Raw genomic sequence first — 14990 nt, 5'->3', positions numbered from 1 at the left:
ACGCCTATGTTTTTTCAAACGCCGATCTATAATCCCTCCTCCAAGTGGGATGAGATGTGGGTATGGACGACAAACAGACTATTGCCTTTATTGGAAACCGCTATCGCCTTCTTGAACCCCTCGGCACGGGGGGTATGGGGGAAGTCTACCGCGCCTATGATCGCCTACGGGGGAAGGATGTTGCCCTCAAACGAATTATTCCCCCCGCTGCCCTCCAGGGGACGACCGAGAGCATCGAGCGGGAAAACCTGCTCGCCCTGACCCACGAGTTTCGCTTGTTGGCGTCGCTGCGCCATCCAAATATTGTCAGCGTCCTTGATTATGGGGTGGACGCTGCCCACCAGCCGTTTTTCACGATGGAACTGCTCGCCGCCCCGCAGGATGTCGTCAGCATCGGGCGGACGCTGCCCATCAGCGGGCGGGTGGGGCTGCTCTTGGACATTCTTGCCGCCTTGCGCTACCTTCACCGTCATGGCATTGTCCACCGTGACCTTAAACCAAGCAATATCGTGATCCCCGTCGGGGGCGGGTTGAAAGTCCTCGATTTCGGTTTGGCATTGAAAGACCATACTCAAAAAATGCCGATTGCCGGATCAATCCTCTATATTGCCCCTGAAATTTTACGTGGAGACGCCCCAAGCGAAGCGACGGATTTGTATGCGGTGGGCGTTATCGCCTATGAATTGTTCATGGGGGAGCGCCCTCTGAACGCGCTCACGCTGGACGCCTTTCTTGATGCCCTGTTTAAGGGAACACGTGACGATAATCCGCTCATCGAGGCAGCGGGCGTTTCGCTGGCGGGGTGGATAAAGCACCTTCTGGCGACAAAGCCAACCACACGCTTTCCTTCAGCGTTGGCGGCGGCGCTTTCCCTTCAGGCGGCGGCGGTGTCCACCCTGCCTGAAACATACACCGTCCGCGAAAGTTTCCTTGCCCATGCGCCCTTCATTGGGCGCGAGAATGAGCTTGCCCAATTGGAGGCGGCGCTCACTGCCGTTGAGGGGGGCAAAGGCACGGCGCGGCTGATTGGCGGGGAAGCCGGCATTGGCAAATCCCGCCTGTTGGAGGAACTACGGATACGGGCGTTGGTGCGGGGTATTCAGGTGCTGCGCGGGCAGGCACAAGAAGGGCGCGGCATTCCTCATGCGCTGCTGCGCGGCATTCTTGCCCCATTGGTGATTCAAAGCGATCTCAGCCCGTTGGAAGCGGGTGTCTTGAAGACAGTGTTACCGGAGATAAACACGCTGCTCGATCAGGACATTCCCGATATCCCCATTTTAGAAGCGCCCCACGATGGTATTCGCCTTTTCCAAGTGATTCGTGGACTTCTGGAGCGGCAGACCTCCCCGCTGCTCATCCTTTTGGAGGATATTCATTGGGCAGAGGATGATACCGATCTGATCCATAACCTCTTTCAGCTTGCCCTCACCAGACCGATAGCGATCATGGCAACCTATCGCAGTGACGATTATCCACACTTTGCCGAGACCTTTCCGCCAGGGACAACCCATCTGAATTTGAAACGCCTCCCTCCGGCGGCAATCGCCTCGCTGACAACGGCAATGGTGGGCGAGAGCGGGCGCAACCCGCAGGTGGTGTCGTTTGTTGCCGATCACAGCGAAGGGAATATCTTCTTTGCCATTGATGTCCTCCATATTTTGGCGGAAACGGCTGGCAGCCTCGATTTCATCGGAGAGAAAACACTCCCCTCGCAGTTGATCTCCAAACACATTTTGAGCGTTGTCCATCATCGTCTTACGCGCCTCCCCGCTGCCTTTCACCCTAGTGTGCGTTTTGCGGCGGTCTTGGGGCGCACCCTTGATCTCGATGTGATCGCCTGTTACGAGCCTGGGCTGAACTTGGAACACTGGCTGAGCGCCTGTGCTGATGCCCATATTGTGGAGGTCGATGGCTATGTATGGCGCTTTAGCCACGACAAGATTCGAGAGGGGCTTTTATATAGTTTGGAGAATACCGAACGCCTTACGCTGAACCGCACCGCTGCCCAGATTATTGAGAGGCTGTACCCTGAATCACCTGCCCATGCCATGCGGCTGCTTTACCATTGGCGGGCGGCGGGCGATGCTGCCAAGACACTTCATTACATCCAACAGGCGACGGAGGGGCACCGCCTTCAGCGAAATTTGCCGGAGGCACTCCGCCTTCTAGAGGAAGGCTTAGCGCTCATTCCGCCGCAAGATATTGCCCGCCGTGTGATCTTTTTGCGCCTGAAGGGGCAGTACCTTACCAAACGGGGCGATTTAAGCGCCGCGCCAGAAGTCTTTCAAGAGGCGCTCAGCCTGTTACCACAGGCAGAAAACTTTGATCCATCCCAAAAAGGGAAACTTCTCCTTGGCTTTGGCAATGCGCTGCTGCGGGCGGGGCGCTTTGCTGAGTCCGAAAAGGTCCTTGAAGAAGGGTTGGCACTCCACACCACCTTAAACGATCCGGTTGGTTTGGCAGCGGGACATTATGCGCTTGCCTATTTCAACCACATTCAGGGGCGTACTCCGCAATCACTTACCAATTATGAACAGGCGTTGGCGGGGTATCAGCACGTGGGTGATATTCAAAATGCCGCCACCTGCGCCTGGGAATGCGCCACCTCGCTCACCTTTTTGGGCGATTATCCCCGTGCCGAAGTTTATTTTGAACAGAGTTATCAGTTGTGCAGCCAGATTGGGGATGATTTTGGCAAGGCATACATTGACATGGGGCGGGGACGGATTGCCTTCTTTCGGCGCGAATACGAGGCTGCCATTGTCTATCTAAGCGCCTCGTTGGAGCGTTTCCGGCAGTATGGCAACCGCTATGAAAGCGCCATGTGCGCCAAAAATCTGGGAATCATCGCCCGCCGGCAGGGGCGCTTTGAGGAAGCCCGCACCTACCTTGAAGAAAGTCTAGCGCTGCGCCGCGCCATGCGTTCCACCCATACGTTGGTCATTGGCTTGGGCAAACTGGCTGCCCTTCATATCGATATAGACAATCTTGCCGAAGCACGCACGCTCTTGTTAGAAGCGATGACGATCATTCCAAGCATTGGCGATGTGATGTGGGTGAAAGTGGAGATCATGACCAGCCTTGCCGCCTACGCCTTTGCCCTGGGACAGCGGGCAAAAGCCGCCATCTTTTTACGGATCGCAGACGCCCACCCCTTTGAGCCGGATCATCAGAATGAGGCGGCGCTGCTGTGGGAACGCTTTCCCAAAGCGCAGCGTGACGCCTTGCGCTCCTTTCCCGCATTGGAAAACGGGCGTTCCTTGGATGAGGTTTTATCCGAGGCGGCGGCGTGGTTAGAACGGCAGGGTGGATAGCGACTACGTATAACCACAATGAACAGGCGGGAGCGCCTATGATCTCGCATCCGTAGGGGCGCGATGCTTGCGCCCGCCGCTGGAGAGGCACTTAGAGAGAGATAAAAAGGTGACCATGTACGTTCTTCTTTTTGCCAATGGCGATCTTCATGAGGGGGAAGCCGTCCACGCCGCGCTCGAAGGGTATCAAACAACCCCTCCTGATCGACGTCTCGCCGTTGTTGCTGATGGCGGGCTGCGCCATGCCCTTCATCTTGGCGTTCAGCCGGATATTGTCGTGGGCGATTTGGATTCGGCTGACCCCCAACGCTTGGCAGAGGTGGCGGCAAAGGGCGCTGAGGTGCGGCGCTTTCCGGCGGCAAAAGACGAAACCGACCTCGAACTAGCGCTGCTCGCCGCGTTGGAGAAGGGAGGTACAACCCTCCGTCTGATTGGGGCGCTTGGCGGGCGTTTGGATCAGACGCTTGGCAACCTTCAACTGCTGACTTTGCCCGCCTTGCAAGGGCGTGATGTGCGCATCGTCAACGGGCGAGAGACAACATGGGTTGCCCACCCCGGCAGCACGTCCCTCAGCGGCGCGGCGGGCGATACGATCTCGCTGATCCCCCTGACCACCAGTGTGGAGGGGATTTACACACAGGGCTTGCACTATCCCCTTCAGGGAGAGGCGCTGCGCGTCGGTCCGTCGCGGGGGGTGTCCAATGTGATGACGGCGGCGGCGGCAGAGGTGCGTTTTGCCTCTGGGTTGCTGCTCATTGTCCACACAACGGGGCGGGCATGAAGCGCCTTCGGCAGCGAATTCTCCCCCCACTTCTTCTGCTGGCGATTCTTCTTGTGGGGTGGGAACTCCTCGTCCGTGCCGATACGAACCGCGTTCACATCCTCCCCGCGCCCTCGGCAGTCCTTGGGGCATTTTTCCGCGATGCCCATCTTCTATTCACCGTCCATATCCCGATCACCCTTTTGGAGGCGGGGCTTGGGCTGCTGATCGCCATTCTCATTGGGGCGGGGTTGGCGGCGCTTTTGGATGTCTCCTCACCCCTAAAACGCGCCATTTACCCGCTCTTGATCCTCTCCCAAACGATTCCGATCATTGCCATTGCGCCGGCGCTGATTCTGATCTTTGGCTTCGGTATTGGGGCGAAGGTGATCACCGTCATTTTGTTCACTTTTTTTCCCATCGCCGTCGCCCTGATCGACGGGCTGGCGGCAACCGATCCCGATTATGTGGCGCTGCTGCGGGCGATGGGGGCGGGGCGGGGAAGGGTGTGGTGGGCGGTGCGCTTGCCCGCCGCGCTGCCGTCCTTCTTCAGCGGGGTGCGTATCGCGGCGACCTATGCGATCAGCGGGGCGATCCTCGGTGAGTTCATCACCGCGCAAAGCGGATTAGGGCGCTACCTACGGGCAAGTTACAACAGCGGCAGCACTGATGCCACCTTTGCAGCGGTGGGGATCAGCGCCTTGATCAGCGTCGCCCTTGTTGTTTTGGTGGGGATCATCGAACGGTGGCTGATGCCCTGGTTTTTCACCGATGCCCGCGCCGCCCAATGGGAGGAACCCGGCATTTACTAGGATTTGGTGACATTCTAACCCCCCGCGCCGCATCCGTAGGGACTCCCCCCTGGGGCGTTCGGCTGCGCCCGCCCCTAAAGGGGACGGGCTAAGATTGACCACCCCGCCCTTTAGGGCGGGGCTGAAAGCGGGGAAAGACGAAAAATCTGCTTTCAGTACGTGGGCTTTAGCCCCGCATCCCCCTGGGCGTTCGGCTGCGCCCGCCCCTAAAGGGGACGGGCTAAGATTGACCACCCCCGCCCTTTAGGGCGGGGCTGAAAGCGGGGAAAGACGAAAAATCTGCTTTCAGTACGTGGGCTTTAGCCCCGCATCCCCCTGGGCGTTCGGCTGCGCCCGCCCTAAGGGGACGGGCTAAGATTGACCACCCCGCCCTTTAGGGCGGGGGCTGAAAATCGGGGAAAGACGAAAATCTGCTTTCAGTACGTGGGCTTTAGCCCCGCATCCCCCTGGGGCGTTCGGCTGCGCCCGCCCCTAAAGGGGACGGGCTAAGATTGACCACCCCGCCCTTTAGGGCGGGGCTGAAAGTGGGGAAAGACGAAAACCTAATCTCAGCACTATGGTTTCGCGGGAGGGCAAGCCTGATACCGCACCGTAGGGGCGACCCCTGGCGCGTCCGCGCCCTACAGCATTTTACAACGAGATTGACCACCTCAGTGGTTGACAGCCCCGCCTAGCACGATAGGCTTACCGATGGGCAGGCGGTGGTGATCAAGGGCAAACGAACGACGCCCGTCCTTCTTGTAAGAAGGCTGGTTGCCGTCCAACCAGTGAGGGTACTGCAATCAATATAGAATCATTTTTCTTGACGTTCGCCCTCTTTAAAGATGCTTTCTGTCACATGGGCGCCTATGCCCCTACAGGATACAATCGCCCTATAGTTTGTGAACAATAAGGGAGATTGCCACATGATGCGAAAAATGAGTGTGCTTGCTCTTGCCCTGATATGCGCCGTTGGGCTGCTCGGCGGAATTCCCCATCTTGCCGCCCACGCCGGTGGACCCCATGTGCGGATTGCTCACCTTGCCGAAGGCGCACCCGCCGTTGATGTCTATGTGGGGGATACGCTGCTTGCCGATGGGGTCGCTTACGAGGACGTGACCGACTACATGAGCGTCGAAGGCTATGAATTCGCGCTGGTTCTTGTTCGGGCGGGCGGGAAGCTGGGCGATGCGCTGACGCCCGAACCCGCTGCCTTCACCTTTGAAGAAGGGGACGGCGGCTTTTACACCTTCGTAATCTACATGGTGGGGGATGCGCTGACGGTTGTCCGCCTGCCGCACGACGGACCGAAAGCGGAAGCCGCCCATTCAGAGGGATCTGGCGAAGGTGAACACAGCGGGGAAATGGTCGTCGCTGAAGGGGGCGCCGGGGTGATCACCATCAGCGGGGCCTATGCCCGCGCCGCCCAAAAGGGGGGCGTCTCCGCCGCCTACATGGTGATCGCCAACAGTGGCGATAAGGCAGACCGCTTGCTGAAGGTTGAGGTGGGCATTCCGGCGATGGTCGAACTGCACGAGACGAAGATTGAAAATGAGGTGGCGAAGATGATGCCCCTCACGGCGGGCATTGAGATTCCGGCGGGGGGGACCGCGGCATTAAAACCCGGCGGGATGCACATTATGCTGATGAGGTTGGGGGAAGACCTTATGGCGGGGACGACGCTCCCCTTCACCCTGACCTTTGAATCCGGCACCGTGGTGAGTCTTGCTGTGCCGGTGAACACCGTCAACTAGGGTGTGTTGAGAGTGAGCGCCCGCCGCTAAAGCAGCCACCCCTTCGGGGCTTGAAGGCAAAGAGGCTCTCCCCGCATCTGGTTTAAGCCCCAACGGGGTGATTATTCCTAGCGCGGGCGGTTTAACCCCGCGCCATGTGTTTCCCCGCATCTGGGCTGCCTCCCTTTCCCCACACGCGGAGAAAGGGGAGAAATCCTGTGGGTGAGGGGGGATGAGGGGGAAGCCCCCTCAAAAAACGTGATTCCCCCTTCTCCCACAGGGAGAAGGGGGGCAGGGGGATGAGGGTCTGTGTGTAAGGTGTGCTAGATAGATACTTAAAAAACACAGACTCCTGTATGTTCTACAGGAGTCTGTGTTTGCATGATGATGAGTTTGCCCCCTCAAGCGCCCCCACCGCCATGCCATCAACAGGAGGGAAACACTGGTTGCACAGTGGTATCAAACAAGTTGAAGCCACAGTATAAAAGACACTACCCGTTTTTTCTTCTGCTAATCTGCCCAAAAATATGCCCTAATTTTTGGGCATTTTGCCCAAAAATTGGGGGCTTTTTCACAAGCGCATCGACCCAAGCAGCCGCCGAATCTTCAATGCCAGATGGACGGCGAGGCGCGTTTCAGGGTTATCAAAATCGATCCCACCAATCTGGGCAATGCGATCCATGCGGTAGAGCAAGGTGTTGCGGTGGACGTGCAAGCGGTTTGCTGTCTGGCTAAGGTTGCCGTGTTCTTCAAAAAAGGTCTCCAGCGTGGCGATAAATTCATCGCTGACGGGGCTGCCATCGGTAAGGTCGCCAAGCGTCTCCCGATAAAAGCTGCGCAGTTCGGGCGTTTCCAAAAGCAGCGAGAGCAAGCGGTAGATGCCCAGATCGGCAAAATAGAGCGGCTGCTCCACCCGCCACTGAATGGCGATGCGCTGCGCGGCGAGCGCTTCTTGGTAGCTGCTGCGCCATTCCGCGAGGGCTGACACCGGACGCCCCACCCCAACCCCGATGCGCTTCCCCGGCGCGTGAATTGCCGCCCGCTGAATAACCGCCTCGGCAAGGTTCTTCACCGCACGGGGAATCATCTTGGTGTGGGCGGCGGCGGCGTCAACAGCGCAGAAGGCGACGATCCCGCCATCCAGCAGTTGGACAAGCGCTTCGTGGCTGCGCGTCGTCAGTTCCTCGTTAAAGGTCGTCTCTAGACGGCGATCCGAGGGGCTGTCCTCGTCTGTCCAGCACATGGCAATGGCGCAGTAGAGCCGCCCGTTGGGCTGATGCCCAAGCCGCACCAACTGCCGCCCCGCCTGATCGGGTGGGATCGTCCCCAAGAGCAGACGCTCCAAAACGCCGCCTTGTACGCGCTTTTGCGCCTCGCGGACGGCTTTTTCCTTCGCCATTTCAAGGGCGCAAACGGCAGCCCCGTGCCGGATGAACTGATGATCCAGCCCGTCAAAACCCGGCGTCCCATCGTCAGGCATCAAGAAAGAGATGAAGCCGCGCCCCATGCGGTTGGCAATGATTGGCAAAATCAAGCGCCGTATGCCGAATTCGGCAACGGACAAATCGACGGGTTCGGGGAGATTCTGGGCAACCTCAAGGCGATTGCGAAAACCTTCCGGCAGCGATTCCTCGCGGCTTAGCTCGCTCTCAATCTCACCCCATGAGGGATGATCGGTCAGGTCGCCCGCCGAGGCAAGCATATCAAAGCGCTTGTCTTGGACGATGATCGTTCGTCCAGAAGAATCGGCAAGGGCGCTGATCAATGCTCGCATCCCGCGATTTTCGGTGCTAAGCTGGATCAACTGTTGGTGAATCTCTGCCCCGCGTAGTTCGACGGGGGGCGGCGGACCGACCAAGACGCGCACAATGTCTTTTTCGATCTGGCGCGTTTGCGTTCCGGCGGGAAGGTTTAGCAGCGGCAGATCGTGATCATCGGCGGCGCTGCGGGCGCGGGCATCCACCGTCCCCACCACGCCGATCCCCGCCACATCCATTTCCGCCAAATCGTGAACGAGATCGGCAAGGGTCAGTTTGTCGCTTAGAAGGTGGAGGGCGTCCATCGAGAGCAGGGCGATCTCGCGCCCTTCGAGGGAGGAAAGGCGGGCGGGCGGGCATGCAAGACGGAAACCCACGTCACCGGACGGTGGACACCGCGCATACCAGCGACGACTCGCGTCCCGATGGGCAGGGCGTGGCGGAGGAGATCAAGGATGGATGCTTGGGCGCGTTGCGGGGTCATGGTCGCTGAACAGCCTCATCCCTTGTGTTGACTCGAATAGGGGCTACTACTAAGGTTGACCTATGGGCTAATACTGATGGAGATAGCGGCGCAGTTCCCACGCGCTGATGTCCAAAATATAGTCGTTCCATTCCATCCGCTTTGCCTCTAGAAAGCCCTCAAAGACGCTCAGACCGAGCGTATCGCTGATCAGCGCGGACGCCTCCATCGCGCTGATCGCCTCGTGAAGCGAGGTGGGCAGGGTGGGCAGTTGGCGGCGGCGGGCGTTGAACAGGTAAAGTTCTTCTTCCGCCGCACTAGGGAGTTCCATGTTGTGCAGAATGCCCTCCAAGCCCGCCCGCACCATGACGGCGAAGGCAAGGTAGGGGTTGCAGGATGGATCGATACAGCGCAGTTCGATCCGCGCCATGTCTGCTTGCCCATCGACCAACCGAGGGACGCGGATGAGCGCCGAACGGTTCAACTGCGCCCAGGTGATGTAGACGGGCGCTTCCAAGCCAGCGACAAGGCGCTTGTAGCTGTTCACCAGCGGGGCAAGGACGGCGCACATCCCCCGCGCATGGGCAAGCTGTCCGGCAAGGAACGCCCGCCCCACTTTGGATAAGCCATATTCGGCGCTTGGTTCGGCAAAGCAGTTTCGCCCGCTTTCATAATGGTAAAGCGTCTGGTGAACGTGCATCCCCGACCCCGCCACCCGCGCCAACGGTTTGGGCATGAAGGTGGCGATTAAGCCATAACGCGCCGCCACTGCTTTGATCGTCTGCCGTGCGGTGACAATCGCATCTGCCATCGCCAGGGCATCCAGTGGGGTAAGGTCAATCTCATGCTGCCCACCACCCACCTCGTGATGGAGCGAATCAATCTGAACGGTCATCGCGCTGAGGGCATCGGCAATCGCCCGCTGCACCTCGCCCGATTCGCCCTCCCCCAGATCAAAATAGCCAGCGTGGTCGTGCGTTTGGAGGTCGGTCAGGGTGATCGGCGTGCGCAGGAGGAAAAATTCCACCTCTGGGGCAACGGTGAAGCGGTAGCCCATCTCTGCCGCCATATGGAGCGCCCGCCGCAAGACGGCACGCGGATCGCCGGCGAAGGGATCGCCAGAGGGCGTATAGACATCGCAGATCAGGCGGGCGCTTTTGCCGCCTGTGTTGGGCAGCACGCTGTAAGTGGCAGCGTCAGGGCGAAGGTACATGTCCGACTCGGCAACGCGAGCGAACCCTTCAAGGGATGAGCCATCAAACCAAATCCCCGTGCGGAAGGCGGTTTCGATTTGGCGGGGGGGAATCTGCACCGCTTTGACAATGCCCATCACATCGGTAAATTGGAGGGTGAGGGAGATGATCCCATCGTCCTGTATGGCACGGATCACCGGTTCGACATCGGGTGGCAGGTTGGGGGAAGCCGTCACAGACGCTCCTGAAAGTTACTTGTTCAACAAGGTGACGAATCCATCCTCTCATTGTTCATCAAGTTTTACTTTTCGTCAACAGGGTTTGGACAAGATGCACAAAACAGGTGTTCGGTGGGGAGATGGGCAGACGCCCCCCATGGGGCGTCCCTACGGGGTGCGGGGGAGTGGGATGCAGGGAGGCACGGGGCTAAAGCCCGCATGCTGAAAGCAGGTTTTTCGTCTTTCCCTATTTTCAGCCCCGCCCTAAAGGGCGTGGACATGGGCGCGGACGCCCACGCTTTGCCCTTCTCACGCCAATGCCGCCGCAAATTCGGCAGCCGTTGGGTAGCGTTCGGAGGGTTCTTTTGCCAAGACGCGCTCAAGCGCCTTCGTTACAGTGGGCGGTAAATCCGCTCGCAGTTGGCGGGGGTCGGACGGTTTCTGTTGCAAATGTGCCAAAACCAGCGCCCCCGGATTATGGGCAATGAAAGGCAGCCGCCCGGTGAGCATCTGAAAGGCCATGATTCCTAGCGCGTATTGATCGGCACGCCCATCGGCATGGGTGGCGGCAAGGATTTGCTCTGGGGCAATGTAATCAAGCGTCCCCAACACGCCCGTTTTCGTTAAGCCGCTGTCGCTTTCGGTCAGCTTGGCAATACCAAAATCGGTCAGGATAGGGCGCAGCGGGGCAAGGGTAAACATATTCACTGCCGTCGTTGGCTGCATAAGGACATTTTGCGGCTTCACATCGCGGTGAACAACGCCGACGCTGTGTGCGTAGTCCAGCGCGTCGGCAAGCTGTTTGATCAAGCTGAGCGCTTCGGCAAAGGGCAGCGCCCCACGTTCACGAATCACCTGGGCTAAATCCTGCCCGTTGATCAACTCCATCGCAATGTAATACATGCCATCAGCCACGCCGAAATCGTACACTTGAACGATGTTGGGGTGGCGCAGTCCGGCGATCACTTTCGCCTCACGCTCAAAGCGGGTGAGCGCATCCCCCCTCTCTTCAGCGGCACTTCCCGCCTGCGCCGCCATGATTTTGATCGCCGCCGGACGGCTGAGCGTAATATGCCGCCCCCGATAGACATCTGCCATGCCGCCCCGCCCAATGGGTTCAAAGACCTCGTAGCTGCCAACCACCTTTCCCATCGGCGCTGCGCTGATGGTCACCCCTTGCCCGGACTGGTTGTTCCGCTGCTGTTGGGTTGCCGTTTTAAGCGCCTCGGCTTTCGCCAGATATTTGGGGTAAAAGCGGCGATCAATGACGGTTTTTAAGCGGTTGAGCGTGGGCGTAAAGGCGAGGGCAATGGAGAACGCGGCGACGACCACCGCCACTTCCGAACGCTGCCCGCCTGTGATGCTGAGGGCGATCCGCTGGATGAGGATCGTCACCCCGAAAAAGACGCCCCCTAAGACCGCCGTGACCATCCCCACGACAAGCGAGCGGGTGATCACCAGATCGGCTTCCCAAAGGCGGTAGCGCAGCGCAGAGACGGCGATCCCCACCGTGCCAAACGAGATACAGATCAGGCGAAGGATGATGCCCAATTGGGTCATTTGCCCCACAAGAGGTGTTCCGGCAAATGCCGTCCGCACGCTCACCTCAAGGATGATCACCGCCAAATAGCTGGCAAAGGCAAAACTGACGGCAAAGACAAGCACTTTCGCCTGCTGCCGTTGGGTGGCGTTATAAGCGTTGCGATAGCGGTAAAGCTGCACCAGAAACGATGGGGCTATACTCAGATAAATAATCAATAAGCCGCGTGTCACCAGACTGGGGGTGTCCAGCGCCGCCACTTGAATGGGGAACGCCCCAGGAATCACCACCCACGACCCAAACCAAAGAATTAGCGCAACGGCAATCAGCCGCGACCAACGGGGGACAAACTGCCCATCAGGGGCGATGAGGAAGATGAGCGAAAGCCAAATGAAGCCAAGGGCGGTGACGGGGAGCGCAAACGGGGCGGTTTCTTGGAAAACGGGGAGGTAGGTGCTGCCCGGTGTGACCGCCAGCCCGCTAAACACAAGCCCAAAGGCGGTGAAGATGGTCATTTTGTCGTGCTTTTTTTGCCAGATGATCAGCGTCCCTAGCAGGCAGAGGAAAATGATGTAAAGCCCCTCGCTTGCCGCCAACGCATAGGCGCAAACTGACTCTGGAAACAGCATTCCGCCGTTAAACGTGGGATTGCATTGGCGGCTTCCCCACCGCAGAATGTCGATGGGAATCATCACCCCAAAAATGTACACACCAAGCCCGATCATGAACAGAATCCAACCGAGGCGAACAAGCGTCAGCCGTCTGCTTCCAGTTGCTGCTGGCGGCAATTGCGCGGCGTTATCAAGCAGAAGGGTGCTGTTTGTTGTGTTGGTCATGATCCGATTCCATGAAAGGGTGTGTTCACCGATGCTTTTGTAGGTTCTGTTGACGTTTTTGGTTCAGAACCCCTCATCCCTAGCCCCCCTCCCACGCAAACGAGGAGAGGGGGAAAATGCATTCCCTCTCTCTGTTGACAGGGTGGGGCTTTCCAAGCCCCGAAGGGGTGGCTGCTTTCAGCCCGCTGCTTTAGCGGCGGGCGCTCACGGGCGACGATGGGCGCAAAGCATTGCGCCCCTACAGGAATTACAAATACACCCTAATCCTACGCCGTTTGCGCTCTTGTGCAAGCTCACCAAATGATTTACACTAGGGTCATTCGCTATACTGTACTTATCAATTCGTCACACTCGGAAATTGCTCACCATGCTCGTTCTGTCCCCGCGCCGCCGCAGCCGCCGTACCACCAGCATAAGGTCTGGATGGCGCCGCTGCATGGACTAAGACGGACGGCGCCGGGGTGAGTTCAAAACCCTCCAGACCACAAACGGTCTGGAGGGTTTTTTGTTTCGAGGGCGAAGATCACGAAAGGGCAAAACCGAAGGAAACCAATGACCGCACAATCACCCAATGCCTCACCAGCCTTACCAACCATCCGCCAGACAATGACCATCCACAACGTTGGCGTGTACGGGGCGACAGGCTACACCGGACAAACCCTGCTCAGCTTGCTTGCCAAACATCCAGCGGCGCGGGTTGCCTTTGCCACCTCCGAAAGTTCTCGCGAGACGGTGGGTGGGCTGAATCTGCTCCCCATTGCCGAAGCGCCGCTGGATCAGGTGGGGACGATTTTCCTCTGTCTGCCGCACGGCGTCTCTGGCGAGATCGCGGCGAAGGCGGCGGCGCGCGGCGTTCGCGTCATCGACCTCAGCGCCGATCTGCGGCTGGACACGCCCGACCTGTATAAGACATGGTACGGGCATGATCACCCCGCGCCCCATCTGCTCCCCGCCGTGTACGGACTCAGCGAGGTCTACGGGGGAGCGATTAAGACGGCGCAGATCGTCGCCAACCCGGGCTGCCATGTGACGGCGGTGCTGTTGGCGCTTTACCCCTTAGCGCGGGCGCGGGCGCTGACGGGCGACCCGATCATTGCCGATACCAAGACGGGCATTTCGGGGGCGGGGAAGGCGCTCAAGCTCGATTCGCTGTTTGTGGAAGTGTATGGCGATGTTCGCCCCTACAAACCCGGACGCAATCACCGCCATGTGCCGGAGATGGAGCAAGAACTTCACAAATGGCAAGCGGATGCTGGATCGATCCTCTTTACCCCCCATGTTGTGCCTGTTGATGTTGGGCTGCTGGCGACAGTCTATGTTCGGCTGAAGGGGGGCTGGTCGCTGCCGCGCATCATGGCTGCGTTCCGCAGCGAATACGAGGGCGAACCGCTGATCGACCTTCTACCAGAGGGGACGCCCGCCCCCATGAAGGCGGCGACCCACACGAACAAAGCCGTGATCGGCGTCGCCGCATTGGAAGGGGATACCCTGATCGTCACCAGCGCCATTGATAACCTGCGGAAAGGGGCGGCAAGTCAGGCGGTGCAGAACTTCAACCTGATGAGCGGTCTGCCAACGGAGACGGGACTGCTATGACACTCGTCTTGAAAATTGGGGGAAATCAATTGGATGACCCCGCCTTCATCGCGGGGATGGCGGCGGCGGTGAAGGCGCTCCCTGCCCCGGCGGTGATTGTTCATGGCGGTGGGCAGAGCATCAAGGCGCTTCAAGAGCGCTTAGGAATTGTCCCCCGCTATGTGGGCGGGCTTCGCGTGACCGACCCCGAAACCCTGACCATTGTCATGATGAGCCTGATCGGGGCGATCAACCCGATGCTTGTCGCCGCGCTGCAAACACAGGGCGTTCAGGCGCAGGGCTTCAATGGGGCAGATCAAGGGCTGCTGCGGGGGGAAAAACTGAGCCACCCTGATGGCGATCTCGGCGCGGTGGGGGTGATCACCACTGTGCGTGCGGAGGTTCTGCGCGGGTTGTTGGCGGCGGGCATTGTGCCGGTGATCGCCCCAATCATGCTAGGGATAGATGGCACATTCTTCAACATCAACGCAGATCGGGCGGCGGGGGCGGTGGGCGCGGCGCTGAATGCAGAGCGCGTCGTTTTTCTGACGAACGTCCGCGGTGTGTTGAAAGAGGGGGCAGTGATTCCCACCCTAAACCGCACGGCGATCCAAACTCAGATCAACGCGGGGGTGATCACAGGGGGGATGGCGGTGAAGGTGAACGCCGCCCTAGACGCCCTGAGCGCCGGAGTCCGCGCTGCTGTAATCACCGACCTTGCGGGCTTGGCGGCGGGGACGGGGACAACGATTAGCCATGACTTGTAAACACTGGTTGAGCGCCGCTGCGAGGGGGGGAATCGTCGTAGAT

Annotated in this window: 9 protein-coding genes; 6 read left to right on the top strand and 3 right to left on the bottom strand. The window is 59.1% G+C overall.

Annotation, left to right across the window (positions count from 1 at the left end; genetic code table 11):
- Positions 1–62: 62 nt before the first annotated feature.
- The 4 genes from HS103_06940 (at position 63) to HS103_06925 (ending at position 6619) form a co-directional block, all read left to right on the top strand.
- On the top strand, positions 63–3314 hold the full coding sequence (locus HS103_06940) for a tetratricopeptide repeat protein (protein MBE7512533.1): 3252 nt from the start codon (positions 63–65) through the stop codon (positions 3312–3314).
- Positions 3315–3429: 115 nt separating this feature from the next.
- A complete protein-coding gene (locus HS103_06935; protein ID MBE7512532.1) occupies positions 3430–4095 on the top strand; it encodes a thiamine diphosphokinase in 666 nt (221 codons plus the stop codon).
- Positions 4092–4886 carry an ABC transporter permease gene (locus HS103_06930; GenBank protein MBE7512531.1) on the top strand — a complete coding sequence of 265 codons (795 nt, stop codon included), beginning with the start codon at positions 4092–4094 and terminating at the stop codon, positions 4884–4886. Before HS103_06935 ends, HS103_06930 begins: the two co-directional genes overlap by 4 nt.
- Before the next feature lie 905 nt (positions 4887–5791).
- Entirely contained in the window at positions 5792–6619 is an 828-nt protein-coding gene (locus tag HS103_06925) for a copper chaperone PCu(A)C (protein MBE7512530.1), read from the top strand.
- Positions 6620–7169: 550 nt separating this feature from the next.
- Here the strand turns inward: HS103_06925 and HS103_06920 are convergent.
- From HS103_06920 to HS103_06910, 3 genes are all read right to left on the bottom strand, one after another.
- A complete protein-coding gene (locus HS103_06920) occupies positions 7170–8732 on the bottom strand; it encodes a helix-turn-helix domain-containing protein (GenBank protein MBE7512529.1) in 1563 nt (520 codons plus the stop codon).
- A 174-nt stretch (positions 8733–8906) separates the two neighbouring features.
- Positions 8907–10148: a glutamine synthetase gene (locus tag HS103_06915; protein MBE7512528.1), complete on the bottom strand. Its 1242-nt coding sequence runs from the start codon at positions 10146–10148 to the stop codon at positions 8907–8909.
- 390 nt (positions 10149–10538) lie between these two features.
- On the bottom strand, positions 10539–12605 hold the full coding sequence (locus HS103_06910) for a serine/threonine protein kinase (protein ID MBE7512527.1): 2067 nt from the start codon (positions 12603–12605) through the stop codon (positions 10539–10541).
- A gap of 552 nt (positions 12606–13157) precedes the next feature.
- Between HS103_06910 and HS103_06905 the strand changes: the two genes are divergently transcribed.
- Both HS103_06905 and argB read left to right on the top strand, forming a co-directional pair.
- A complete protein-coding gene (locus tag HS103_06905; GenBank protein MBE7512526.1) occupies positions 13158–14201 on the top strand; it encodes an N-acetyl-gamma-glutamyl-phosphate reductase in 1044 nt (347 codons plus the stop codon).
- Positions 14198–14947 (top strand): acetylglutamate kinase, encoded by a 750-nt coding sequence (gene argB, locus HS103_06900; GenBank protein ID MBE7512525.1) that lies wholly within the window; start codon positions 14198–14200, stop codon positions 14945–14947. The genes HS103_06905 and argB overlap by 4 nt, the downstream gene beginning before the upstream one ends.
- Positions 14948–14990: the final 43 nt, after the last annotated feature.

The sequence above is a fragment of the Anaerolineales bacterium genome (assembly GCA_015075625.1).
In the GTDB taxonomy this organism is placed as follows: Bacteria; Chloroflexota; Anaerolineae; order Aggregatilineales; family UBA2796; genus UBA2796.
Note: the sequence above shows the minus strand (reverse complement) of the source record. Positions and strands in the feature narration are given on the sequence as shown.